General features: G+C 67.9%; 18 protein-coding genes. 14 read left to right on the top strand and 4 right to left on the bottom strand.

Annotated features, from left to right (window positions below):
* Positions 1–106: 106 nt before the first annotated feature.
* Positions 107–3,595, top strand: a complete 3,489-nt coding sequence (locus LLH23_13625; GenBank protein ID MCE5239510.1) for a hypothetical protein — start codon at positions 107–109, stop codon at positions 3,593–3,595.
* A gap of 71 nt (positions 3,596–3,666) precedes the next feature.
* Here LLH23_13625 and LLH23_13630 read toward each other — a convergent pair whose 3' ends face one another.
* On the bottom strand, positions 3,667–4,335 hold the full coding sequence (locus tag LLH23_13630; protein MCE5239511.1) for a DUF1559 domain-containing protein: 669 nt from the start codon (positions 4,333–4,335) through the stop codon (positions 3,667–3,669).
* Between the two features lie 108 nt (positions 4,336–4,443).
* On the opposite strand from LLH23_13630, the gene LLH23_13635 reads away from it, so the two are divergent.
* The 13 genes from LLH23_13635 (at position 4,444) to LLH23_13695 (ending at position 18,805) form a co-directional block, all read left to right on the top strand.
* Positions 4,444–5,394, top strand: coding sequence for a hypothetical protein (locus tag LLH23_13635; protein ID MCE5239512.1), 951 nt, complete (start codon positions 4,444–4,446; stop codon positions 5,392–5,394).
* A gap of 45 nt (positions 5,395–5,439) precedes the next feature.
* On the top strand, positions 5,440–6,324 hold the full coding sequence (locus LLH23_13640; GenBank protein MCE5239513.1) for a hypothetical protein: 885 nt from the start codon (positions 5,440–5,442) through the stop codon (positions 6,322–6,324).
* A gap of 23 nt (positions 6,325–6,347) precedes the next feature.
* The gene (locus tag LLH23_13645; GenBank protein MCE5239514.1) at positions 6,348–7,328 is read left to right on the top strand and encodes a hypothetical protein; all 981 of its coding nucleotides are present in this window, start codon (positions 6,348–6,350) and stop codon (positions 7,326–7,328) included.
* A gap of 206 nt (positions 7,329–7,534) precedes the next feature.
* Complete coding sequence (locus LLH23_13650; protein ID MCE5239515.1) at positions 7,535–8,185, top strand: hypothetical protein; 651 nt, start codon at positions 7,535–7,537, stop codon at positions 8,183–8,185.
* A gap of 102 nt (positions 8,186–8,287) precedes the next feature.
* Entirely contained in the window at positions 8,288–9,574 is a 1,287-nt protein-coding gene (locus LLH23_13655) for an amidohydrolase (GenBank protein ID MCE5239516.1), read from the top strand.
* Between the two features lie 132 nt (positions 9,575–9,706).
* Positions 9,707–10,906 carry a hypothetical protein gene (locus LLH23_13660; GenBank protein MCE5239517.1) on the top strand — a complete coding sequence of 400 codons (1,200 nt, stop codon included), beginning with the start codon at positions 9,707–9,709 and terminating at the stop codon, positions 10,904–10,906.
* A gap of 12 nt (positions 10,907–10,918) precedes the next feature.
* Positions 10,919–11,971, top strand: a complete 1,053-nt coding sequence (locus LLH23_13665; protein ID MCE5239518.1) for a hypothetical protein — start codon at positions 10,919–10,921, stop codon at positions 11,969–11,971.
* Entirely contained in the window at positions 11,968–12,825 is an 858-nt protein-coding gene (locus LLH23_13670; protein MCE5239519.1) for a M55 family metallopeptidase, read from the top strand. Before LLH23_13665 ends, LLH23_13670 begins: the two co-directional genes overlap by 4 nt.
* Positions 12,822–13,664, top strand: a complete 843-nt coding sequence (locus tag LLH23_13675; protein ID MCE5239520.1) for a M55 family metallopeptidase — start codon at positions 12,822–12,824, stop codon at positions 13,662–13,664. Before LLH23_13670 ends, LLH23_13675 begins: the two co-directional genes overlap by 4 nt.
* A 47-nt stretch (positions 13,665–13,711) precedes the next feature.
* On the top strand, positions 13,712–15,538 hold the full coding sequence (locus LLH23_13680) for a hypothetical protein (protein MCE5239521.1): 1,827 nt from the start codon (positions 13,712–13,714) through the stop codon (positions 15,536–15,538).
* 175 nt (positions 15,539–15,713) lie between these two features.
* A complete protein-coding gene (locus tag LLH23_13685) occupies positions 15,714–16,682 on the top strand; it encodes a hypothetical protein (protein ID MCE5239522.1) in 969 nt (322 codons plus the stop codon).
* A gap of 132 nt (positions 16,683–16,814) precedes the next feature.
* Positions 16,815–17,897 (top strand): hypothetical protein, encoded by a 1,083-nt coding sequence (locus LLH23_13690; protein MCE5239523.1) that lies wholly within the window; start codon positions 16,815–16,817, stop codon positions 17,895–17,897.
* Between the two features lie 161 nt (positions 17,898–18,058).
* Positions 18,059–18,805, top strand: a complete 747-nt coding sequence (locus tag LLH23_13695) for a glycosyltransferase (protein ID MCE5239524.1) — start codon at positions 18,059–18,061, stop codon at positions 18,803–18,805.
* 15 nt (positions 18,806–18,820) lie between these two features.
* Here LLH23_13695 and LLH23_13700 read toward each other — a convergent pair whose 3' ends face one another.
* The 3 genes from LLH23_13700 to LLH23_13710 all read right to left on the bottom strand — a co-directional run bounded on the left by LLH23_13700 (position 18,821) and on the right by LLH23_13710 (position 24,720).
* A complete protein-coding gene (locus tag LLH23_13700; protein MCE5239525.1) occupies positions 18,821–19,657 on the bottom strand; it encodes a sugar phosphate isomerase/epimerase in 837 nt (278 codons plus the stop codon).
* Positions 19,658–19,732: 75 nt separating this feature from the next.
* On the bottom strand, positions 19,733–21,823 hold the full coding sequence (locus tag LLH23_13705; GenBank protein ID MCE5239526.1) for a hypothetical protein: 2,091 nt from the start codon (positions 21,821–21,823) through the stop codon (positions 19,733–19,735).
* 125 nt (positions 21,824–21,948) lie between these two features.
* Positions 21,949–24,720, bottom strand: coding sequence for a glycoside hydrolase family 99-like domain-containing protein (locus LLH23_13710; GenBank protein ID MCE5239527.1), 2,772 nt, complete (start codon positions 24,718–24,720; stop codon positions 21,949–21,951).
* Between the last annotated feature and the right edge of the window lie 2 nt (positions 24,721–24,722).

Here is a 24,722-nt window from a genome sequence, read left to right on the forward strand (position 1 = left end):
CCCGGCTAGCCTTCGCCATGGGCGGCCCCCCGTCCTGCGCCCGCGCAGGTTGCGCGCCACTGGGGGGCGAAGGAGCCCCGTACCGACGGCACCCCAGGAGCCTGCCATGCGCACTCGCTGCCTGTACCTGACCCTTCTGCTGGTGGCGGCGTCACTGGCGCACAGTCAAACGACGCCCCTGGTGGCCCCCGCCGAGGTGATCGCCGCTCCGCTGGAGATCGAGGAGGGCCAGACGCGGGACTTCACCGTCGCGGCCCCGCACCTGGCGCCTGACCAGGCGCCGGTGCTCTTCGTCCGCGCACGGGTCCCGGCCGGGGGCGGCGGCGGCAACTTCATCCTGCGCGTGCTCGTGGACGGCGCCCCTGTGCGCGACAACTGGTTCGCGCCCCGGCTGCTGAACAAGCAGCCCAACTTCGATCCCCCCGGCACCCAGTACCACTTCCAGTGGTACCGCGACACCTCATGGGGCAACTTCAGCTATAGCTGGTTCACCGTCTTTGACGCCAACCCCAAGGGGAACTGGGCCGGGACCGGGCAGGACTACGACTACCTGCTCAGCCTCGACGGCCTCGTGTCGGGCCAGACGATCAAGCTGACGGTAGAGCACACCTTCCTCGGCCTGGCGGCGGCCATGAAGGCCGACCGGGCGCCGCTGCTGGTCGAGAAGCTCACCGTCGGGGCCCTGCCCCGCGCCGAACTGGAGCGCCTCCAGCGCGCGGTCCTCGGCGGCCTGGACATCAAGCACGCCCCGGCCGTCGCGCAAGTCCCGGCGGGCGAGACCGGCGTGCAGGCCTACGAGTTGACCTGGTCCGGCCGCCCCAACCCCGGGCTGCAGGTGACGTTCGACCGGCTGGACGGCTGGACCGTGGACTACCGCAGCGCGGGCAGCGTCACGTTGGCGGCCTCGGTGGCCCAGCGACTGTGGCGCCCCTCGGTGGGCAAGCTGACCCTCGGCCAGTCCGACAAGCCCGTGGCCATCGCGCTGCGCCCGCCGCAGCCAATCCGCCTGGACGGCACGTGCGACTCCGCCAACTGCTGGGTCTATGGCCCCTTGCACTTCATGGACAAGAACTTCACGCAGATCAATGCCAGCGCCCTGCTGGCCGACGCCCGAGGAGCCGAGACCGTGGTGGATCTCGGCCCGATCCGCATGGGTTACTGGATGCTGCTGCATGGCGCGATCCCGGCGCAGCAGCGCGCCCGGTGGCAGCCGCCGCTTTACTTCAAGGCCCTGCAGTTCACCGCCGACAAGACGAAGGCTGACTACACGCTCTATCTGGAGGGCCTGCATTTCTACAACGGCAACCGCCACCCCAGGCCTGCCGGCCGCCCCGAGAAGCCGGTCTTCCCTGTCACCGATCGGGGTAACCTGCCCACCCCGCCCGCCGGCGTGAAGACGGCCGCGGAGCAGACCCCCGCCGGGGCCCGCTTCACCAGCACCGCCCCCACCGGGAAGCTGGTCTACGAGGTGGACCTGGGCCAGGGCTGCATGGACGGGATCAGCGCCCGGTGGAATGGCGGTCCGCCGTTCCGGCCCTGCGTCGGGGGCGGGGTGCTGGCGGCGGACACGAAGCCGCTGGCCGGCAAGCTGGTGTCGAGCAAACTGGCCGGCGGCAAGCTGACCGCCCGGTGGCGCGCCGCCGACGGCCAGCAGTGGAGCACGGACTACGCCCTCGACGGGCGCAGCCTGATCGTCAACGTGTATGCGACCGGCGGCTGGGCGAGCGGCACGGCCTTTGGCGCCGTCGAGGGCCTGCCGGATGTCAAGGCCGTGGAGGTGCCGTACCTGAAGTTCAGCCGCTTCGGCGGTATGACCGGCATGGCCGTCGGCGGCGGGCTGCTTGTGTCCGTAGTGCCGGACCTGTACCACTCGGACTACTCCAACGTCGAGGGCGTCCTCGCCAAGCCCGACGGGGGTCGCCTGCAGCTCTTCAAGCAGACGGTCTACACGCCGCTGACCAACGGGCAACGCAACGACCTGCACGACCGGCTGCTCATCACGGCCTCACCCGAGTTCGCCGACGCACTCCCCAACCACCAGAACCCGCGCTCGCCCAACCTGGAGCGCCTCGCCCCATACATGTTCATCATGAGCCGCACCATGTTGCTCAACCAGTGGGATACGCTCAAGCGCTACGGGCTGGACCATGTCATCGCCAACGACTTCGCCGGCATCTTCGTCAAGTCGTACTCGGAGGGCTTCGGGGTGCGCTGGCGGCCTCACCCGGACTACACCATCCAGCAGGTCCAGGAGGCCCGCGCCAAGATCAAGGGCCTGGGCTTCATGTTCGGGGCCTACATTGATGTGACCGACCAACCGCCGCTGAACGAGTGGTGGGATGAGGACCGGGTCTCGATCACCGCCACCGGCGACCTGGCCGAGGCCTGGCCGGGCAGCTACTGCCCCAAGACCGACCAGATGTGGGTGCTCGCGCGCAAGACCGGGCAGAAGATGAAGGAGCTGTACCCGCCCGAGTGCGTCTACCTCGATGTCACCACCAATCGCGGCCCGGACGCGGTGGACTTCGAGGCTGGCTACCCGGGAGCGGGCATGGCGCGCGCCATGGTCCTCGGCGTGGGCGACAGCCTCGTCGAGACCCGCAAGTGGTACGGCTCGACGGTCAGCGAGGGCATCTACCGCTGGATGTACGCCGGCCTGAGCGACATGGACTACGCCCAGGTGCGCATGAGCGACGGTCAGCCGCGCCTGCCGCTGGACTTCGACCTGCTCAAGCTGCACCCCTACCAGATCGGCACAATGATGGGCTACGGCCCGACGTGCTTCCTGACCGACGAGGAGATCAAGACCCTCGGCACCGGCGCCGTACCCGGCCCGCAGGTCTTCTATAAGTATGTCGCCACCAGCCTCGCCTACGGCCACATGGCGCTGCTCGGGTATGGCTACCTTCCGCCCATCTCGCGCACCATCCACTACTACGCGCTCATGCAGGGCGTGCAGCAGGAGTACCTGGCCGACACGGTCGCGGGCATTGCCTACTGGGACGGCGCGAAGTTCCTGCCCACCAGCCAGGCGCTCCAGAGCGACGCTTACCGGCGCGGTCAGGTGCGGGTGACGTATCGGGGCGGGCTCGTCGTCACGGCCAACCTAAACGAGTCGGAGAACTGGACCGTCACGCAGGGGGGCAAGCAGCACGTGCTGCCACCGTTCGGCTGGGTCATTACCGGCGGCAAGAGCGGCGTCACGGCCTACAGCGCCCTGGTGGACGACAAGCGCATGGACTATGTCCAGTGCCCTGACTACGTGTATCTCAACGGGGGCGAACTGGCGCGGCGCGTCGGGCCGCTGGAAGTGCAGGGCGCGGCGTGGCTGAAGCGTGACGGCAAGGGCTGGCTCGTGATCCCCTGCGGCAAGCTGGGCCAGTGGGACAAGGACTGGCGCGTGGAGAAGAACCCGGCGGACCGCGGGACGCCGTTGCTTACTGTGGACCTGCCGGCGTTGGGGCTCAAGGGCGCGCAGGTGACGGGGCTGGCGGAGATGGGCGAGACGGCGGCGGCGCAGACGGAGGCACTGGCCGACGGGCGGCTGAAGATCACGACGAGCGCGCAGGTGCGAGCGTACCGGCTGCAGCCGTGACCGGGCGTCCCACAGACGATGGAGACGCGGCGCCTGGCCGCGTCTCCACTTGATGCAGGGCCGAGGCGGGACTATGTTGTCGGGTTCATGGCCCCGGCAACGTACTGGCCCCAGCAGGTATTGCCCTGAAGCCACTTGGCGTGCCCGTCAATGAACCCGATATTGAGGCCCTCGTTGTGCGGCACGAGCCAGATGTGCGTGGAATTGACGTTGGTGCTGTTAGGGCAGCTAGCGCTGGGGGCGCCCCACATCGCGCACCTGCTGGCCGTCAGGAAGCCCCGGATGTCACCCAACGACGGGTGGTTGCTATCGGCGACCAGGAACTTGGCGGCGGGCGTCGGTATCTGGGCGAGGGCGATCGAGGAGCCCCACAGGGAGTTGACGAAGGCATAGCACGGGCGCTGCGGGTATGTCATCCCGTGGTAGCCCATGCTCGTGCCCCCATAGACACTGCTGGGGCAGTTGAAGACCTGCCAGCCCTTGATGTAGGGCTCCAACTGGTGGGGCCAGAAGATCCACGGAGACACTGTGTAGGACCCGGAGGCGTAGGCAGGGAACCTCTCGTCGTAGTCCTGGACATACTGCAACATGGCCAGGGTGATCTGTTTGACATTGCTCAGGCAGCTTGTCTGTCGTGCCTTCTCTCGTGCCTTGGCGAACACCGGGAACAGGATCGCGGCCAGGATCGCGATGATTGCGATCACGACCAACAGCTCAATCAGCGTGAAGCCCTTGCGCATACAGTCTCTCCTTTCAATGCCAACAATAGCCACCATTGTCTTTATTCGCACCACAGTCACCGGACTCCTGCTGCCCCACCCGCCCCCCTGAGGACAAGGAGCGCCCACATGCCCGACGACCGCACCAAGGCCATGGACTTCGACTACCCCGCGTTCATCCCCGTCTCCGTGAGCCTCCTGCCCTCGGCCTGGATCAGGCACCGTGAGGCGCTTGAACAGATCGTGCTGCGCCACCCGATCATCTTCGGCGACCGGCAGCAGGGCGCGACGGACTTCGACGTAGTGCCCACGACGTACGCCGCCGGCGAGCACGTGGACGCTTGGGGCTGCGTGTGGAGCAACATCCACCAGGGCGCCGAGTCCATCGTCACCGGCCATCCTGTCCCCACGCGGGCCGAGGTCCGTCGGCTGCAGGCCCCACCGCCCGGCTCGGGCTTCAAGCATGGCTTCATGTGGCTCATCCTGGCGGACCTGCGCGGCTTTGAGGAGCTGATGGTAGACTTCGCCGAAGAACCCCCGGAGCTGCAGATGCTCATTGACATCGTGCTGGAGTACAACTGCGGAGAGATCGCCCGGATGCTGGAGAGCAAGCCCGCCGTGATGGGCTTCGGCGACGACCTGGGCATGCAGCACGGCCTGGCCATCGGCGAGCACAAGTGGCGGAAGTACATGAAGCCCTGCTACCGGCGGATGTACGGCATGTGTCACGCCGCCGGGGCGAAGGTGCACATGCACACCGACGGGCACATCATCCCGATCATCAAGGACCTGATCGAGTGCGGGGTGAACGTCCTCAACCCCCAGATCCGCGCCAACGGGCTGCACCACCTGGCCCGCGAATGCAAGGGCAAGGTCTGCGTGGCCCTGGACCTGGACCGCCAGCTCTTCCCGTTCTGCAAGCCGCAGGACATTGACGACCATGTGCGTGAGGCGGTGGAGGTGCTGGGGTCGCCGGAGGGCGGGCTGATGCTGGTGGCCGAGTGCGCCGATGATGTGCCGCTTCAGAACATCGAGGCCATCTGCTGCGCTTTGGAGAAGTACCGGGGGTACTACGCGTAAGGAATGGCGACAGCCGCAACAGCATCAGTGACAGGAGCAAGCACCATGACCAACCCGTTTGCGCAGTCCGGCGAGTGGCTCAAGGGCAATCTGCACACCCACAGCAACCAGTCCGACGGTGAGCCCTCGCCCCAGCAGATCGTGGACATCTACGCCGAACGCGCCTACGATTTCCTGTCCATTACGGACCATAATCGCCTTACGGATGTCACTATTCTGGACGATAAGGGAATAACGCTCATCCCCGGCTCCGAGCTCAACGGCGGGAAGGGTGAGCTGGGCCAGAGCTTCCATTTGGTGCTCATCGGCCAGCACCGGGAAGTGAAGCCCAGCCCCGAGATGAGCGTCCACGACCTCGTGGCCCTGGCGCACAGTGCGGGTGAGTTGTGCTGGATCGCCCATCCGAGCTGGAGTTCGCTCACGTCCGGCGATCTGCTGCCTGTGGAGGGCATCATCGGGATCGAGGTCTACAACACGACTTGCCACCACGGCATCGGGCGCGGGGAGTCGGTCGTGCAGTGGGATGAGCTGTGGGCGCGCGACCGGCAGCCGCTGGGCCTGGCCGTGGACGACGCCCACTGGCACTACCCGGACGCCATCGGTGGCTGGGTGTGGGTGAAGGCCGCCAGTCGCGACCAGGCGGACCTGCTGGCCGCGATCCGCGACGGGATGTTCTACGCCAGCACCGGCCCGACCATCGAGGCCGTGGAGTTCAACGGGCGGCAGATGCGGCTGGAGTGCAGCCCGGCGCAGGAGGTGCGCGTGGTCAACCCACGGCCCGGCGTCGGCTGGACCAGCTTCCGGCTCGGGCGCCCGGGCCCGTACACGCAGATCGAGTGGACCATCCCCGACGCCTGGAACATGGTCCGTGTGGAGATCATGGACGAGACCGGACGCCGGGCCTGGACGAACCCGTTCATCTTTGACTGAGTCAGTCCGTAGGAGGGAGACCTATGAAACGAGTGCTGGCGGTAGCGGTTGCGATGCTGTGTGTCGTCGCCCTGGCGGCGGCGCAGGAGCAGCCCATTCTGCTCCGGTACAAGTTCACGGCGGGGCAGACGGACGTATACACCACCCGGGCCACCGGCACCTTGCCGGTCAACCTCAACCCCGGGCCAGAAACCGGCATCCCGGCCATGGGCTTTGACACCACGCTTGAGATGTCGCTCACGATGCAGAACGCCTGCAAGGCGGTGAACCCCGACGGGTCGGCACAGGTCGAGACGACCATCCCCGTCATGACGGTGCGCATGGGCATCGCCGTGGCCGAGCAGCCCATGGACATCGTGATGAAGTGGGAGAACGGCAAGCTCACCAGCAGCGTCAACGGGCAGGAGCAGCCGCTGGACGAAAACGGCCAGAAGCTGGCCCAGGCGCTCGCCTCCACCTTCAAGTACACGGTCAAGCCCACGGGTGAGCAGACGCCGGACGCGGAGACCATCAAGCTGATGAACGCGCTGTACAACGCGTCTTCGTTCACCGGCCTGGACTTGAGCCGCCTCAGCGCGCTCACCTCCCGCCTCCCGGACGAGGCTGTCGCGCCCGGGGCTGTGTGGAAGGTCGAGGACGAGCAGACCAACGCGCAGGGCGGTCTGTCGGGCAAGAGCGAGATCAAGTTCGCCGGCTACGAGGACCTGCAGGGCGTCCGCACCGCGCGTCTGGAGGGCCAGGCCACCATGTCCATGCACGGCCAGACCCCGGGCACGGGTGGCCCCATGGGCATGAGCTTCAACATCACCAAGCTCGAGACCAACATCGCCTTCGTGAACCACTTTGACCCCGCCAAGGGCGTCACGCCACTGTCGCAGGCCAACATCGCGCAGAACATGATCATGCTGGTCAGCATGGGCGGCATGGCCGGGGGCCAGGCGATCAACCTGCCGGTCACAATCGAGAACGCCCAGATGACGATGGAGATGCGCAAGCAGCAGTAGACGTGGGCGCAGATGTCGCGTGGGCGCGCGTGTCCCCACGCGCGCAACCGCCGGGAGCCGACCCCCCCAGCGCGCGTGCGGACACGCGCGCCCACGCGACTGCATACCGTCCACGCGGCCAGTCGGCCCGGGCATGAAGGTGTCCGCCCGGCGCCTGGCGAAAAGACGCCTTCAGTGAGACGCTACTGCTCGAAAGGCGGGATCCTATGGGTAAGTACTGTCTACCGCTGCTAGCGCTACTGGTCGTTGCTGTGGTCGTGCTGCCGCTGTGTGGCTGTCCGAAGAAGACGGTGGAGACGACGCCGCCGACACCCGACGCCAACCCGCCGTCGGCTACGCCGGCCGCTCCCCCCGCGGCAGCCCCGGCCGCTGCGGGTGAAGCCAAGTGGATGGAGAATCCCACGGTGGCCGACATTCCGGCCGGCCAGGTCAAGGGCATGGTCAACGGCGTGGCCTTCGAGGCCGCTCTGGTCCGCATCGAGAAGGGTGACGGCAAGTGCAAGCTGGAGATGACGGACAAGGCGCCTGACAAACCCACCGGGATGCTGATTGACGACACTGAAGTGAAGATGGAGTTCACGCTGGAGCCGGGCAAGCCGGGCGAGTTCATCAAGAAGATGGCTGACAAGGACCCCGAGAACACCGACGGGTGGTACAGCTACGAGCAGAAGGACGGCTCGCCCATGACGATGAACTCCGACTGGGCCGTCGCGCTGAAGATTGATGAGTGGACGCTGGCCAAGGACCCCAGTGACACGGCCGTCCTCGGCAAGGTCAAGGGCAAGATCTTCCTGGTCTTCAAGGACGACCCGAAGACGTTCGTGGCCGGCGAGTTTGAGGGGGTCTACTTCGAGTAGCCGCTAGTCACCGTTGAGCCCCGGAACGCGCCCTCCCCTCGGAGGGCGCGTTTTCCGTGGGGACAGGCAGTGATGGCCCGGCGGGTGGCGAAGTGTTCTGTCATGGATGAACTGGCCGCCGCCCTGTCAGACCAGCTCCGCGCCCTGCCCGTCGTGGATGCCCACGAGCACCTGCACGCCGAGGAGAAGCGTGTGGCGCGGCGGGTGGATGTCTTCCTGCTGTTCTACCAGTACCTCGCCGCCCAGTACATCTGCGCCGGGATGCCGCCGGAGCGCGCGCAGGCCCTCGAGCGCGAGGACGTGCCCCTGGACGAAAAGTGGAGCATCCTGGCGCCGTATCTGGACCTGGTGCGCGACAACGCCGTGGCGCGGCCGCCGTTTGAGGCGCTCAGGCACTACTTTGGCGAGGACGACCTGACGGCCGACAACTTCGCGCGGCTGACAGAGAAGATGCGCGCCCACAACCAGCCGGGCCTGTTCGAGCGCTGCCTGCGGGAGGACTGCGGCATTGTGGCCGTGCTCAACCAGAACCGCACCATGTGGCGGACCGACCTGTTCCGGCCGATCCTGTTCGAGACGCGCTTCATCGGCGGGCCCAACCGGGAGGGCTACCAGGCCGTGATGACCGAGGCCGCCGACCCCGACCGCTGGGCGCTGTGTGATGATGCCCTGGGCGGCGTGGACGATGCCCTGTTGCTGCCCCCCACCCTCAACGGCCTCCTCGAGGCCATGGAGGCCCTCCTGGAGCGCCGCCGCGAGGAGGGCATGATCGGCGTCAAGAGCATCGGCCTCGCCCATGTGCCCGTCGAGCAGACACAGGCCCTGGCCGCCTACCAGCACCTGCGCGCCGGGCACGCCGACGGCGACGACCTGGCGGCGCTGCAAAGCTACCTGCGCGACCGAATGTGGGAGGCCTGTGGGCGGCTGGGCCTCGTGGCGGTGATCCACACCGGCGTCTGGGCGGGCAACTATGCCGACCCCACGACCATCCGCCCCACGAACGTCCTGCCCATGGCCCTGGCGCACCGGGACACGCGCTTCGACCTGTTCCACGCCGGGACGCCCTCGCCCGCCGACGCGGGGATGGTGGCGCGGGCCACCCACAATGTCTGGCTGAACCTGTGCTGGAGCCACCTCATCTCCCCGCTGCTGTACGGGCAGGCCCTGGACCTGTGGCTCGACTTCGTCCCCGCCAATCGTGTCATCGGCTTCGGCGGGGACTACTGGTGGAACGTAGAGAATGTGTACGGGGCGCTGCTGCAGGCGCGGGAGGCCATGGCGCAGGTGCTGGCCCGGCGCGTTCGAGCAGGCAGCCTCACCGAAGCCCGTGCGCTGCACCTCGCGCAGCGCTGGCTACACGACAACCCGCGGGATCTGTACAGCCTGTAGCGGCGCGCCCGCTGTGACGACTGCGTCGAACCGCTCGACAGCCAGGAGTCGCCGGTGCAGGCAGGTGGCTCTTGATGTCGCCTCGAATGTGGTATCGCGGGAGCGAGTACCCCAGACAGCGGTGCATACACCATGTATGAGTTCACCTCCTCCGAAGACATCGCCGCACTCCGATCACGCGATGCCGCCTTCAGCATGCTCGATGGTCACGCCGCGGAGCGCTACGCCGAGATCCGGACCGACGGCCGGTACCGCGCGCCGGTGGTGAAAAGCTACGTCATTGAGACCGTCCCGAAGCGCCAGCAAGGGCAGCTGACAATGGAGCAACTGCTTCGGGGGTCGGGACTCTGCACGCAGCAGTTCGACGACATGATCTTCCGCGTTGGCGATGAGACGTTCGGCAAGTGGCTGGGGATTCTGGAGCGTGTGTCGCCACGGTTCCTAGTCCTTCACACCACCGAGAAGGTTCATTACACAGACAATATCGTCCACAAAGCCCTCGCTGCCAGCCCGTACCTCGACAACATGTGGGTTGCAGGGCTCTACTTCGACCGCCTGTGGGACTCGGTCCGCCAGTCGGCCTCCAACAACGCCTGGATCAGGATGAAGTTCGAGAGCGAGAACCGGTATGAGACGGACGTTGACACCGTTGACGCGCCCGAGAATGTTGTCCGGGAGAGGGGGATAACCCGTTCGGCGGCGACCACGTTCAGCGAACGCCTTCGGGTGCTGGGCAGAGTTCTGCCTGGACTTCGCGACAACTACGCGCCATTCCACGCGATGTCGATGCTAAGGCTGCCCCCGGCAGGCGGAGGAAAGGGCGGGTCGGACCTTCACTCCACCGGGAAGGTCACGAACTGGGCCCAGAGCTTCTACGAGCACCGCCTCACGGTGGTGAGGGCCCTTCGCGGTTACGAACACAGCACTGCTGCCATCGAGGAGGACCTCCCGGTCGGTCTGGAGCCAGTGCCGGACGGTTCCGCTGTCTCCATTCGGGGCTCAGCGCTGCACGTCAAGTTCCTGCACCCGCTGTCTGAAGAAGCACTGGAACGCTTCCTCTCATCCACCATCGCGAAGGGCAGACCGCCCTTTCGCCTGTGGGGACAGCCGATCCGCATATCCTCGCGACGCTATCACGTGTACGGTGTCGACCTCCACCTACTCCAGCAGTTCACCATGGAGATCACTCCCGACGGGTGCGTCGTCACCATCGGCTCGGGTACCTGTGGGAATGTGGTCCATCGCCTGATTGCCAACATACAGCAACACCTTGTGCCCCGAGTAGAAGCGACCATAGGCGGAAAGCCGTATGCGGACTACATTCAGGCCTGACAGGGGGACGCCGTGACCTGGGATGATCTTGCCAAGGACGAGCTCTACCAGCTGAATCTCTACCTACACCTCGCCGGCATCGGCCCCGCGACCGGTGGCGCGGACAGCATCCGCCCGGTCTTCGCACAGCATGGCTATGCCGTCAAGGCTCTGTCCCCACCGCTGCACCCGGTACCCTCCGCGACCAGTGGCAGCGTCGGAGCCAGGGTCAACAGCCACTGCCGACCCGACATACTGCTGTATGCGGCTGCGGGTGCAGCGATCATCCTTGAGCTGAAGACAGCGAGTTTCGGAGCCAGGTCGTCCACAGCGGCGCAGCTGAGGGTGCTGTTGACTGTCGACCCCGAGGACCTTGCGCAGAGACTGGGCCGCGCTCATCCGCCCTCCCCTGTGCGCCTCGTCGTGGCCGTGAATGGCGCGAGAAGCAGGATGGAGGAAGGGCTTGCCGAAGTGGCTCAGCAGTGCGCGGGATGGCAGACCTGTCAGAGCGCCACGGTGTTTGGTCTTGACTTCGACGGCGAGTGCCTAAGGCTGTTACGCGAGGCGCATGAGCCGGTCCTCAGTAACGAGGGCCCCAACACCGGGGTGATCATAGCAGATGTGGAGCCGGGCGACCTACCTGCCGTCGTCTATCACATACCATATGACCCCGACATCGGGTTGCACAGCCCCCTCGCGGAGATGCAGTTCACGCAGCGTGTGACGGCTACGCTCTTCGCCTTTCTCCTGGCAGTCCAGCCCGACAAGACGGTTTCGTACCGACTCACCGAATGCTCGGAGCAGCTCTGTCCCTCCCTGCTTGAGTTGCTGAAGCACAGCGCCTGCCGCAAGAAGTACTTGGAGCGGATCCGCCAGGAGATACAGAATCTGTGCCCCGACCTGGAACGGTTGGGGCTCAAGACGCAGTACATCGGGCCTACGAAGACGTTCAGCTTCGAGACTCCGCCATCGCACCCCGAGGGGCTACTCCAGATGATGGGTGCGCTCATCCCTCGGCGTCACGCGCATGGCCAGTTGCGCCTCCCCGAAACAGGCTCAATGGCAGAACAGGCGGGGCACCCATGAGGATGTATGTCGTCACCGACCTGGAGGGGGTGGCCGGGGTCTACCAGTGGGAGAACCGGACGGACACCAGCCCCGAGAACCAGGAACGCCGCTGCCGCCAGCGCCGCTGGCTGGCTGGGGAGGTCAACGCCATGGCCGATGGCTTCCGCGCCGGCGGAGCCACCGACATCTGGATCAATGACGGTCATGGCGCAGGCTACACGATTGACCTCGATCTGGTGCGCCCGGGCGTGCGCATCGAGCACGGCGGCAACCGGCCGCAGTACTGCACCGGCCTGGACAGCACCTTCGCCGGCCTGGGCAGCCTCGGCACCCACGCCATGGGCGGCACCCCCCACGCCAGCCTGGCCCACACCATGGGCACGGAGATCAAGTCGTACTCCATCAATGGCATCCAGGTGGGGGAGACCGGCTACCAGGCCTTCCTGGCCGGCTACTACGGCGTGCCCTATGTCTTCTGCGCCGGCGACGTGGCCGCATGCCGCGAGATGGAGGAGCTGTGCCCCGGGTGTGTGACGGTCCCGCTGAAGGTGGGCCTGAGTCTGCTGTCGGCCATGACTGTCACCCCGGTCCGTGCCCGGCAGATGATCCGCGAGGGCGCCGAGGAGGCCATGCGGCGGATCGGGCAGGTCAGGCCGCTGACCATCGAGGGCCCGGTGCTGTTCCGCGACGAATGGCACACCCAGGTCTTCGACCCGGCCAACCCGCCCCAGCACAGCCGCGTTATTGACAGCCACACCCGCGAGATCGAGGCCGAGAACATGAAGGACTTCATGGACAAGATGTACGGCTTCGACCCGGAGTACAAGCCGCTCTGGGCGGATGACCCCACGATACTGGAGCGTCCCTCATGAAGATCTACCTGATGACGGACTACGAGGGTGTGGCGGGCGTCTACACTTGGGAGAACCGCGACGACGAGTCGGCGGAGAACCTCGAACGCCGGTTGCGGAGCCGCAAGTGGCTCGCGCGCGAGGTCCAGGCCGCCGTGGACGGCTTCTACAACGGCGGGGCCACGGAGGTCCTCGTCAACGACGGCCACGGCGCCGGCTACACGATTGACCTGGACGAACTCGACGACCGCCCGCTGGTCATCCATGGCCGCGAGCGCCCCTTCTGGCTGCCCTATCTGGACGCCACTTGCCAGGCTACCGGCCTGGTCGGCGGCCACGCCAAGGCGGGAACAATCCAGGGCAATCTGGCACACACCATGTGTATGGAGGTGCGCAACTACACCTTCAATGGCCTGTCTCTAGGAGAGGCGGGTCTGCAGGCGGCGATCGCGGGACACTATGGCGTGCCCTTCGTCTTCGCCAGCGGTGATGCGCACCTGTGCCGCGAGGTGGAGGCCCTGATCCCGGGGGTCGTGACCGCCCCGGTCAAGGTAGGCCTGAGCCGCCTGGGGGCGCTGACCTTACCCCCGCAGGAAGCGCAGGACCTGATCCGCCAGCGGGCCGAACTCGCGCTGAGCCGCATCGGCCAGATCGAGCCCTTCAAGCTGGCCTATCCCATTGTGTTCCGTGAGGAATGGGAGAAGCCCGTCTACGACGAGTGGAACCCGCCGCCGCACAGTCGGGTTATAGATTCGCGCACTCGCGAAGTCGAAGGCGCCGACATCATTGACCTGGTCTGCAAGCTCTACGGCTACGATCCCGCCTTCCAGCCCCTGCCGTATGACGCCCTGAAGCCCTGACCTGAGCGCCGCCGGGGCCGGCGCCGCAGGTCCCGGAGAACGCTCACATGCAGAACCACAACCACAGCAACAACCCCGCGCGTCGGGCCGGACGGCCTTGGCGCGTGCAGGATGTCCGCGCCCACGCGGCCCCACGCTGCGCCCACGCAGTCGCCGCCGTCCTGCTGGGGCTGCTGGGGGCCTGTGCCCTCGGCCAGGCCGCCACCTTCCCCTTCAACGGCAGCTTCGAGCTGGTCGCCGGCGGCCAACCGGTTGGCTGGCAGGTCGAGGGCGCCTGGTTCGTTCGCCCCGACGCCGCCACGGACGGTCGCAACGGTCTCAGCGTGTTCGGTGACTTCGGCAAGCAGGGCGCGCGGCTCGCCACCGTGGGGTACCTGCGCGTCACGCACGAGCCCCTGACGCTCTCCTTCACGTACTCCAGCCGCACCGGCAACGTCTCGTACGGGTTGGAGTTCTGCGACGCCCTGGGCCATCCCCTCGCCATCGGTGCCTGGGAGAGCCTGCCGACGGCCGATACGACCACGCGGTATGTACGCGAGATCGCGCTACCGGAGACGGTCGAGGTCCCCGCTCCACTGCCCGCCGAGCCGCCTGCCGCCCCTGCGGAGGACGCTGCTCCAGCTACGCAGCCGGCACCCGCCACTCCCGCTGAGGGCGCTGCCCCGGCCACTCAGCCGACTCCGGCTGCTCCCGCGGAGGGCGCTGCTCCCGCCACTCAGCCGACCCCGACCGCTCCCGCTGAGGGTGCTGCCCCGGCCACTCAGCCGGCACCCGCTGCTCCCGCCGAGGGCGCTGCCCCAGCCACTCAGCCGGCACCTGCCGCCCCCGCCGAGGGGACCGCTCCGGCGGCGGCTCCGGCGACGGAAACCGCTCCCGCCGTCGAGACAGCTCCCGCCCCCGAACCTGCCCCTGCTCCTCCGGCGACAGTCCAGGTGCACTATGACAGTGTGCGCCTCGTGTTCCGCCTGGAGACGGACGGCGCGCAGATCAAGCTCGACAACGTGAAGCTGACGCACGACACCACGTATGTGCCGCTGCCGGCGCCGCCGAAGATCAGGGCAGAACTGCGGCCGAACCTGCTGCCCAACGGGGGCTTTGCCATGGCCGGCGAGTGTGACCCGCGCGGCTGGGCGGCCCTGAGCGACACCCATCACGCAGCGGACCTGGCCACGGCGATCCCGCAGTCCAACTTCCTGGTTCTCCAGAGCGCACGAGGTCTGGGCGCAGCGTGGCTGTCTGATCCGGTGCTGCTGGACGGCGCCCTGCCGTACCGCCTGCAGGCCAATGTGGCCGCCGCGGAGACGCCGGACTGCCGCCTGCGTCTGGTCGTGGCCTGCCTCGACCCGCAGGACAACGCGGCAGTGTGGCTACAGCAGGCGGAGGAGGTGCCGGTTGGGCAGAGCGGCGCGGTGACGCTGTCGCTGCCGCGGCTGTGGACCAAGCCTGGGGCCGTGCGCGTCCGGGTGGGCTTCGAGGTGCTGCCCGGCGCCTCCGGCACGGCCCAGGTCCGCAGCGCAGCCCTGTACCCCGAGCCCCTGTCCGTAAGCGTGCGTTCGGCGGCGGTCGCCGGCGGGTTCAGGCGCCCCTCCGACGTGTCGCTGTTCGTGGCCGCGGTCAACAACACATACGCGGCGCTGAAGCCCAAGGCCGTTCTGCAGACCTATGATGCCGACGGCGCGCTCGTGTCCAGCGAGACCCGCGCCATCGTGATCGGCTCGCGCAGCGCCGCCTACTTCCCGTACAGGCCTAAGCTGCGCACCAGTGGGTCGTATCGGCTGGCGGTGCGCATCGTGAACTCGGGGCTCGAACTGGGGAGTTCGAGCTATGAGTTCCGAGTGGGGGAGGTCGCCCCGCCGCCCGCACCGACGGAGTAGAGGCGCCCGTGGGTCCGTGGCGGCCCTGCCGGCCCTCCCATTGCCCATTGCCCGTTCGTTGCTGTCCGTTGTATAATCCCTGCCGCGGCGGAAACTTCACCGCCGCGCCGCTGTCAGAACCCCATGCGTATTCTTCAGATGCCGCGGCCCCGGCCGTGACGAAGGGAGCACCAAGATGTCCAAGCTCGTGGCGGTGAGTCTGGTTCTGGCTGTCGCAGCGATGCTGCTCATCGGCTGTAGCGGCAGCAACGACCAGCTCGTCTACCAGTGGGTCATGGAGCGCGTGAGTTGGAACCCGGCCGGCACGCGCCTGGCGTTCACCGCCGAAGGCGCCAACGGCAACCGCTATGTCTACTCGATCTCGACCGGCAGCGGCAACCTGACGCTCCTGACTCGGACTGACAATGACAAGGACCTCACCGACGAGGGCGGCAAGCAGCCGGCATGGGCGCCCGATGGCGGCGACATCGCGATTGTGGCCCGCCGTGGCGGTGGCACCCAGTCACTCTACTTGATGGACCCCAGCGCGGGTGACGACGAGCGCCTGGATCCGCTGACCAGTGCCGATGCCACCGTCCCCGGCGCCGACGCCCAGCCGAGCTGGAAAGCCGACAGCACCCAGATCGTGTTCGTCAGCACCAAGAACAGCCCCACGGGCCGCTGGGAGATCTGGGTCATTGACCGCGACGGCACGGACCTGCACATGGTCAACCGCACCGACGACGCCACCGACGCCCAGTGGCCTGTCTTCAGCCCCGACGGCACACAGATCATCTACCAGAGCCGGCAGGGCGATACCGGCGTGGACACGAGCCTGCGGGTGGTCAGCGCCGGCGGCGGGGCCACCACGGCGATCAATGGCACCGAGGGCAACAACTTCCGCGAGGAGCACCCCTCGGTCGCTGCCACAGGCACCGGGACGGTCGTGGCCTTTGCCTCCAACCGCAACGGTGACTTCGACATCTGGACGATCGGCCTCGACGGCACCGGCGCCGCCCCTGTCAGCGTGGACGCCCGCTCCGATGGCTTCCCTGTCTGGAGCCCGGACGCCAGCCGCATCGCCTTCACCCGCGAGAACGAGGTCTGGACCATGGAGCCCGACGGCACCGACCAGGACCGCGTGACCAAGCGCTACAGCGACTAACCACGGCGCTATCCTCCACATGCGCACACCGGGGCCCTCCGTTCGGAGGGCCCCTTTCCACGTCAGTAGGCCGCTTTCTGTCTGACTGCAAGGGTTCTATCCGCCGCGCAGGGAACCAGCGACCCGGGAGTGATGACAGTGACCTTCTACGACAATGCCTTCACAGCCCCGCCAGGACTCATGGCGCGCGGTGCTGAAGACCGTCAGGGCCTCCTGCGCCACGAGGCCGAGGACTTCCTGCGCGGCCTGTCCGAAGCCTACCCCGAGCGCGCCGATCGCCTCTGGCAGCGCGACTACTCCTCGCCCGAGGCCTACGCCCGGTCCGTCCAGCCCAACCGCGAGCGCTGGCTGCAGGCCGTCGGCGACTGGGGCGCCCCCGACGCCGACCTGGCCCCCGTGGTCGAGCCGTTCGCCGAGAACGAGCACTTCACCGCCTTCTGGGTGACCATCAATCTGTACGGCCACCTGCGCGGGCGCGCCGTCCTGGCGCTCCCCAAGGGTGGCGACAAGCCCTTCCCACTCGTCGTCGCTCAGCACGGCATCGGCAGCTCGCCCGAGCGCGTCTTCGGCTTCGGCGATGACGCCGTGCTCTACCACTGCTACGGCCAGCGCCTGGCCGAGGCCGGCTATGCGGTGCTCGCGCCCCTGAACGTCACCGGCGCCAAGCCCCGTGAGCGCCTCACACGCCTGTGCACAATGCTGGACAAGACGCTGTGGGGCCTGGAGATCGCCAAGATCAAGCGTCTGCTGGACTATGCCGAGACCAGGGAGGAACTCGACACCACGCGGGTGGCGATGTGGGGCATCAGCCTGGGCGGCGCCTACACGCTGTTCACCATGCCGCTGGAGCCGCGCCTGAGGGTCGGCATCTGCACCGCGTGGTTCAACCACCGGGTCAAGAAGATGGCGATTGACGACCCGCGCTACAGTTGCTTCCTGTCGGTGGATGAGAACCACATCTTCATCCCCGGCTGGCTCCGAGAGTTCAGCGACAGCGACCTCGTCTCCCTGATCGCCCCCCGCCCCTTCATGAGCCAGACCGGCAAGGGCGACGGCATCGCCTGGTGGCCCTTCGTGGTCGAGGAGTTCGAGCGCGCGCGGGAGCACTATGTGAAGCTGGGCTTCGAGCCTGAGCGCATGACTCTCGACCTGCATGAGGGCGGCCACGAGATCCGCGTGCAGGCCGGCCTGGACTTCCTGGAGAAGTGGCTGTAGTGGCAAGTGGCAAGTGGCAGGTGGCAAGTGGCGGGGGGCGGGGCTGTTGTCGCTCCCCTCTCCGGAGGCCGAAGGCCGAGGGAGAGGGGCAGGGGTGAGGACGCCGTTCGGCGTTGCCGTTGCGTCCGCAGGACGCTCGCAGACATACCTGAGATGAGACAATGACTGCCGACAGCGACCGCACAACTGACCCCGGCCCGCTGCGCCCCGGCCTGAGCATCCTCATTCCTGCGTACAACGAGCAGGAGCTGCTCGCCCAGTCGGTGGCGCAGATCCGCGCGGCGGCCGCCGAGGCGGCCGAGGACTTCGAGCTGGTCATCGTCAACGACGGCAGCGCCGACCGCACCGGAGAGATACTCGACGGCCTGGCCGCCGCTGACAGCCATATCCGCGCCCTACACCACGAGCAGAACCGGGGCATCGGGGGCGGCATCACCACCGCCGGGCGCCATGCCCGGTGCGACCGGGCCATCATCTGCCCGGTGGACAGCCCCCTGTCGGCCGCGCAGCTCCGGGCCTTTCTGGCCGCCTCGGGGCCGGACACCATCGTCGTCGGCTACCGGCCCCGGCGCCTGGGCTATCGGGGCTGGCAGCACGTGGGCAGCGGCGTCTACCACGCGCTGGCCTGCACACTGCTGGGCCTGCGCCTGCGTGACGTCAACTGGATCCACCTCTATCCCACGCGCCTGTTCTCCGAGTTGCACATCGAGTTTGGGGGGATTGTCTACCTGGCCGAGGTCCTGGCCAAGGCGAAGCGTCTGGGCTATCGGTTCGTCGAGATCGAGTCACCGATGGCGGCGCGGATCACCGGCGTGGCCACGATCAGCAAGCCGCGCACGATCTGGCGCACGTTCTGGGAACTGTGGCGGCTGTGGTGGCGCCTGACCACCGCCCCCGGCCGGCGCTGAAGCGCATGCCCCCGTCTACCACTGCGCGATCCGCCCGAAGGCCTCCCAGTTCGCCAGCGTGATCTCCGTCGCGCGCTCCACATCCAGGTCCTGGCCATGCCGCGTGGTGCGTATCCCCTCGAACATGACGGGCTCCACGAAGCCGACCTCGTCCAGGGCTCGCAGAACCTCCGGCCAGTGGATGGTGCCGAGGCCCGGCGCCAGGTGCCGGTCCACGTCCGCCACCTGCGCCTCCGCCGCGCACGCGCCGCAATTGTCGTGGAGGTGCGTCGTGTAGAGCCACCCCGCCGCCTGCCACACCGCCCCCGCCACGTCAATCCCCGCCAGGTGCGCATGGCCGCTGTCCAGGCAGCAGCGCACGTTCGGCAGGGCCAGCAACTCGAGGAAGCTGATGATGTCCTCGATGCGGCAGCCCGCCGGGTACTGCGGCGGCAGGTTCTCCAGGGCGATGACGACCCCCTCGGCGGCGGCCTGCGGAGCCAGCCAGTGGAGCAGGTCGGCACTGCGCCCGAAGTGCTCGTCGCGCGGCAGCGGCCGGGGCAGAATGCCGAAGTGGAGCACGACCACCCGCGCCCCGAAGGCGGCCGCGCGCTCCACGACGTGCCGGTGCTGGGCCCGCAGCGCCTCCTCCTCGCCCTCAGCCGCTACCAGCCCGGGCTCCCCATGCACCGCCTGCACAGTGACGCCGCTGCTCGCCACCGCCGCCTTGACGTACTCGCGCGCCGCCTGATCCTCACGGCCCATGCCGTCGAAGCCGATGTGCCCCATACCGCGCTCGCGCAGCCACGCCAGCCGGGCCGCCAGTCTCGGGTCACGCGGGTCAATGTAGCACCCCAACTGGAACGGCCCCATGGCCGACCTCCTGGCATGGGGGGGATGCCCCATGCGCGAGCCCGACAGGAGTGTCGGGCGTACCCCGCCCCCGCCCTACAGACCCGACAGGCTCACCGGCCCCATGATCCGCTGCGGCGCGGGCTGCGGCAGGCGCGTCACGTTGACCGTCAGGCCCTTGGCGTCCAGCCTGGCGCTCGTGATGACGAAGCGTGCGTCGCCCTGCACCAGGTTGTCCCTGTAGTAGTCCCGCCAGGCCTGTTCGGCCCCGGCGAAGGCGTGCTCGATGGCCGTGAGCGTTCCGGACGTGAGGGCGAAGCCCTCAGGGTTCGTCCAGCCCAACGACCAGGGGTTGTCCGTCGCCCCGTCCACATGCGCGTACTGGATCCAGAAGCCGGCGATGTTGCTGCCCGCGCGGATGGCCTCGACGAAGTCACCCTCAATCCCGGCGGGCTTGCGGTTCATGCCCCACAACAGCGTGACGACCGGGAAGTCAGCGACCCGCGGCCACAGCGCAGCGACGCTGCAGGGGGGCTCGACATAGACCATGTCGCCGGCGAAGTCGAAGACGCCCCGGAAGGCAATGGGGCCGCGCTGGCCCGTCCAGCCGCCGACCGGCTTGCCCTGCGCGGCACAGAGGTCATGGACACGCTTGCAGAACTCCAGCTTGCGCTCCACCCAGAAGGCCTTCCACGCCGGGCCGGCGCTATCGGCCTTCGGGTCGGGCTTGCCCGGCTGCTTTGCGCACCACGCCGCGAACTTCGCCAGGCACGCCGCGCAGTAGCATGGCTGCCGGTCGAACTCGAAGTTGTCGTCGAGGATGACGCCATCGAGCGTCGGGTAGCTGTCGAGTAGCGTCTGCACAATCCCCAGGTTGTGCTCCCACACGCCCTGATCGAGCGGGCAGACGGTCTGGCGGAGCTTGGGTTCCGGCACGACGCGATCTCTGCCGACATACGGCGGTGCGTCCTTCAGGTGCACCGGGAACCGCTTCCAGTCCAGGTAGAGCCCGCCGATCACCTGGATGCCGCGCGCCTGGCACGCGGCGAGGGCGTCAGCGAACTTGTCGCCCGGGTAGTCCTTGAGCGAGCCGCGCAGCGCGTCGCCGGGGATGCTGTGGGCGCAGTTGATCCCGCCGCCCTCATACCGCAACAACGGCTGGACCGTGGCGACATGCAGCCGTGTCAGGAAGTCGGCGGCTTCCGGAGGTGTGAAGCTCGTGAGGAGGCATGCCGAGGGGTCATGCAGCCAGGTCTCGAGGTGCTGCTTGACGCGCGGCAACTCGCAGGCCACGCGGACCGACGCCGTCTTCCCGTCGGCCAGGCCGGCCACGGGGATCGTCACCGCCGTCAGCGACCCCAGCGTCTGCGCCTCCGGTCGCGCCAGCCGCTTCCCGTCCACCGAGACCGACGAGACCCTGGCCCCGCGCGGGAGCGCGACCCGGAACGTCTGCGGCAGGGGGTGGACGCCCGGGCCATGGGGCAGGAGCCAGGCCAGGAGGTTATCGAGCACCTGCGCTGCCGTGCCGCTGTCGTCGGTGACGAAGCGGTAGTTCGATGGGCAGAAGCCCAACACCGCGCAGCGTCCCTGACCCTCCTCGCGCAGCGACCCCAGACAGCGCCCCTCGGCATCGCGGGCCACCTCGAGGCCGTCCAGCCGGTCGAAGGCGACCATCTCGCGGCCGCCGTCGCCCAGCTTCAGATGGCCCGCAAACACCGGGAAGGCCCAATGCTGCTCCCCGAGGCCGGCCGTCAGGGGCGAGTCGGGCAGCGTCAGCCCCTTGATGTACACACTCCGCGCGTTCTTGACGCCGCAGGCGGCCAGCAGCTCCGGGCAGGACATCGGCCCGCCCCAGTTGCCGTACATCGCGCCACCGGCAGCCACGTACGCCTTCAGTCCCGCGATCTGCTCGGGGGTGAAGTGGCGCTTCAGGCTGGTGACGACGAGGTCGTAGGCGGCCAGCTTCGCCGCGTCGGCCAGGTCGTCCGGCTGGCCCTGCGTCACCGCGAACCCCCGCCGCAGCAGCGCGGAGTAGATCGTGAAGTCATAGCCGTTATAGCTGTTCTCAGGCTGCACGACGAGAGCCGTGCCGCCGGCGAAGGAGACCGGCGCAGCGGCGGCGAGGCCAGCGGCCAAGCAGACAATCCCCGCGAGAACTGCCGTGAGTCGTCGCTGGCCGGTTAGCATGATGTGCCCTCATGTATGCTCTTCACTCGTCGCTCGCCACGCCGGCGGGATCGGCGTAGTGGCGCGATTCATCGCGCCGCCATTCGGCCTCGCCGCTCCATCGTTGGGCGCGATGAATTGCACCGCTACTGCAGCCGCATCTCGTCTATCGCCACCTTCACTCCCTGGGCGCTGCAGGGGTCGAAGCGGAACTGCACGACCTTGCCGCGCCAGCGGGGGTTGGCCTTCAGGTCCATGACCAGGTCGTGCCACTGCCCGTCGGCCACAATGTCCGCGCGGCAACTGAGCGCCTCGCTGACGCCCGAGCCGACCGACCAGAAGAGCTGCGCCGTGTCCTTGCCCGCCGGCAGGCCCTCATACTTGAGGCGAATCACGAGCCGGCTGAACTTGCTCGCGCGCACGCCCTGGAGCGCGGCTGTCAGGGCCGGATCGCGGCTGGCCGTGACGAAGCTCAGCACACCGTTCTCGGCCTTGAAGTCGCCCACGCCCATCGCCGCGCCCCAGCCCTGCGTGCCGTCGCTGAAGTCCCAGCTCGTGCGCGGCGGCACATCCATGTCGGTGAAGTCGTACGGCCCGAGACCCACATCCTGCGGCCCGAAGTTCGTAGGGGCGCGATTCATCGCGCCGGGGGCGCCATGAATGGCGCCGCTACAGAACACATCGCGCACCGTTTCATACATCCCGAAGCCGAACTCCGCGCAGGGCTCGGCGTAGGAGCCCTCGCCCCACTCGTTCAGCGGGCCGAGCATCAGCCGCTTGATGCCGTGCTCGTCGGCGAACTTCTTGGCCTCCTCGCAGATCTGGCGGAAGAGGGGCACCGTGCGGCCGGTGATGACCACGCCGCGGTCGCCATGCCACGGGCGGCTGTCCCAGCCGGTCGAGATGTTCGGCATGAACGGCAGCGTGTCAATGTCCACGAACTGCTGCCAGTGCTCGCGGCTGGAGCCCGCGACCAGGTCGAAGGAGAAGCGCATGGGGTTGGCGGCCTTGCCGCCGTGGCCCATGTAGTGATAGGTCGTCGTCTCCGAGTAGCCCTCGTCCTTGAGCAGCTTGACGGCGCCGGCATCGGGGCTGCACATGGCCATGAAGTAGATGCCCTTGTAGCCGGCCGCCTTCACCATCTCCTGCGAGATGTCCAGCAGCTTCTTGGCCCCGGCGCTGCCACCCATGTCCCGCCGCATGTTCCCCGGCGCCCAGATGCATACCACCGGCATGTCGTTGATGCGGTAGTACTCGGGCATGGCGAAATAGTGGTCAATCCAGTACTGCGTCACGGCCCGCTGGTCCGCCTCCGAGTGCGTGTTGGGGGCGTTGTGGTTGGCCCACATCATGCACCACTTCAGGTACTTGTGGTACTTGCTCTTCATGTAGGCATTGTGCAGCCAGTGCTCCAGGTGCCGCCCGCCGGCGCTCCAGTACCAGTCCACGCTGAAGTACTTGATGCCGTTCTCCACGGCCCACTTGATCTGCCAGTCCGCGCACTCGGGGTTGCCTTCGTCATACCAGCCCAGCACCGGCTTGCGGATCGGGGCGACATCGCGCACGCAGCGCCACTTGTTCGCCCCGTCCCAGCCGGGGAAGTAGTAGGCGCCGATCTCGTAGTCACACTGCACGGGCTTGGGCTCGGGGACATATGAGGCCTTCGGCAGCTTGAGGTCCGGTAGCAGGCGCACCTCCGCCGCCGCCGGCGCCGCGGGCGCGCCCGGCCCGGTCAGCGTCGCCTGCACGCGCGCTGCGATGGGCCGATCAGCGCGCACGATCAGCCGCTGCCGCACCGTCTCGGCAGGCGGCACCTCCGGCAGGTTCAGCGCCGCCCCGGTGCCCACCAGCCGCATGCCGGCCGGCAGGTCCAGCTTCCCGATTTTCAGCCCCTGGGCGGCCGTGCCGCCATGGTTGGTCACCGTCAGCAGCAGCGGGGAATCGCGCCCGGCGCGGTTAAGCGCATCCTCGGCGAAGAACCCCGTCACCTCGACATCGGGCGGGCCCTCGGGCTCGGCGGCCAGGGCCACCGTCTGGACCGTCCCCGCGGCGCCCCGGGGCAGGCTGATCCCGAGCAGCAGGCAGTTGCCGACCCAGCCGGACGAACCCGAGACATCCAGGTTGTAAACATGCGGCCGCCCATCCGCGCGCAGCGGGAAGGCCAGCCGCTGCAGACCCGAGGCCTTGTCCGAGGCCCAGGTGAGCGTGGCCGCCTCGGCGCCGGTCGCGGTCATCTGCACATGCACGACCCACTTGTCATCCACGGGCACCTGCAGGGGCGGGCTCACGAGCTGGAAGTCGTCGCCCGTGGCCGCGAACTGCAGCCCCCGGGCGGGCGTGACCGTGCCGCCGCCTTGGCCGGTCCAGCCCTGCAGCCCGCCGGCGAAGTTCCACCGCTCCTCTTTGACCGGCGCCGCCGCCCCCAGGTCCACGATGCGGATCCAGTCAATGGCGAAGGTCTTCTGCCCGCCGCGCACCGCCGGCAAGTCCAGCCGCAGCAGGATGATCTTCCCCTCGCCCTGCCAGTACGGCTGAATGCGGACCTCGTGCCACTCGTTATCCCCGGTGACGGCGAAGTGTGTCTCCTTGCCGGGCGAGAAGCCGCCGTACTGCGTCTGGGTGGTGTTGGTCCAGAAGATCTCGCCGTCGCCGCCGTCATCGGTCTTCAGCCGCACCTCGACCGCCTGCCACGGCGTCGCCGTGATCTCGAACTGCGGGCCGATGAGGAACGGGTCCCAGTCCACGATCGTGCCCTGCAGCAGGCCGTCGGCCACCTTGACGTCCTTGATGTGGTTGGCGCCCTTCCAGCCCTCCACGTCGCCGGCGGTGTTGAAGTTCCACTCCTTCACCACCTGCGGGGCGGCGAAGATGCAGCTTGCGAGCAACGTCCCGAGCAGCACCAGCATCCCGGCTCTCATGA

The organism is bacterium, from assembly GCA_021372615.1.
Taxonomy (GTDB): domain Bacteria; phylum Armatimonadota; class Zipacnadia; order Zipacnadales; family UBA11051; genus JAJFUB01.

Bases quoted from the DNA above. Each gene is read 5' to 3' on its own strand.
- LLH23_13625 (MCE5239510.1), top strand. From the start codon at position 107: ATGCGCACTCGCTGCCTGTACCTGACCCTTCTGCTGGTGGCGGCGTCA.
- LLH23_13630 (MCE5239511.1), bottom strand. From the start codon at position 4,335: ATGCGCAAGGGCTTCACGCTGATTGAGCTGTTGGTCGTGATCGCAATC.
- LLH23_13635 (MCE5239512.1), top strand. From the start codon at position 4,444: ATGCCCGACGACCGCACCAAGGCCATGGACTTCGACTACCCCGCGTTC.
- LLH23_13640 (MCE5239513.1), top strand. From the start codon at position 5,440: ATGACCAACCCGTTTGCGCAGTCCGGCGAGTGGCTCAAGGGCAATCTG.
- LLH23_13645 (MCE5239514.1), top strand. From the start codon at position 6,348: ATGAAACGAGTGCTGGCGGTAGCGGTTGCGATGCTGTGTGTCGTCGCC.
- LLH23_13650 (MCE5239515.1), top strand. From the start codon at position 7,535: ATGGGTAAGTACTGTCTACCGCTGCTAGCGCTACTGGTCGTTGCTGTG.
- LLH23_13655 (MCE5239516.1), top strand. From the start codon at position 8,288: ATGGATGAACTGGCCGCCGCCCTGTCAGACCAGCTCCGCGCCCTGCCC.
- LLH23_13660 (MCE5239517.1), top strand. From the start codon at position 9,707: ATGTATGAGTTCACCTCCTCCGAAGACATCGCCGCACTCCGATCACGC.
- LLH23_13670 (MCE5239519.1), top strand. From the start codon at position 11,968: ATGAGGATGTATGTCGTCACCGACCTGGAGGGGGTGGCCGGGGTCTAC.
- LLH23_13675 (MCE5239520.1), top strand. From the start codon at position 12,822: ATGAAGATCTACCTGATGACGGACTACGAGGGTGTGGCGGGCGTCTAC.
- LLH23_13680 (MCE5239521.1), top strand. From the start codon at position 13,712: ATGCAGAACCACAACCACAGCAACAACCCCGCGCGTCGGGCCGGACGG.
- LLH23_13685 (MCE5239522.1), top strand. From the start codon at position 15,714: ATGTCCAAGCTCGTGGCGGTGAGTCTGGTTCTGGCTGTCGCAGCGATG.
- LLH23_13690 (MCE5239523.1), top strand. From the start codon at position 16,815: ATGACAGTGACCTTCTACGACAATGCCTTCACAGCCCCGCCAGGACTC.
- LLH23_13695 (MCE5239524.1), top strand. From the start codon at position 18,059: ATGACTGCCGACAGCGACCGCACAACTGACCCCGGCCCGCTGCGCCCC.
- LLH23_13700 (MCE5239525.1), bottom strand. From the start codon at position 19,657: ATGGGGCCGTTCCAGTTGGGGTGCTACATTGACCCGCGTGACCCGAGA.
- LLH23_13705 (MCE5239526.1), bottom strand. From the start codon at position 21,823: ATGCTAACCGGCCAGCGACGACTCACGGCAGTTCTCGCGGGGATTGTC.
- LLH23_13710 (MCE5239527.1), bottom strand. From the start codon at position 24,720: ATGAGAGCCGGGATGCTGGTGCTGCTCGGGACGTTGCTCGCAAGCTGC.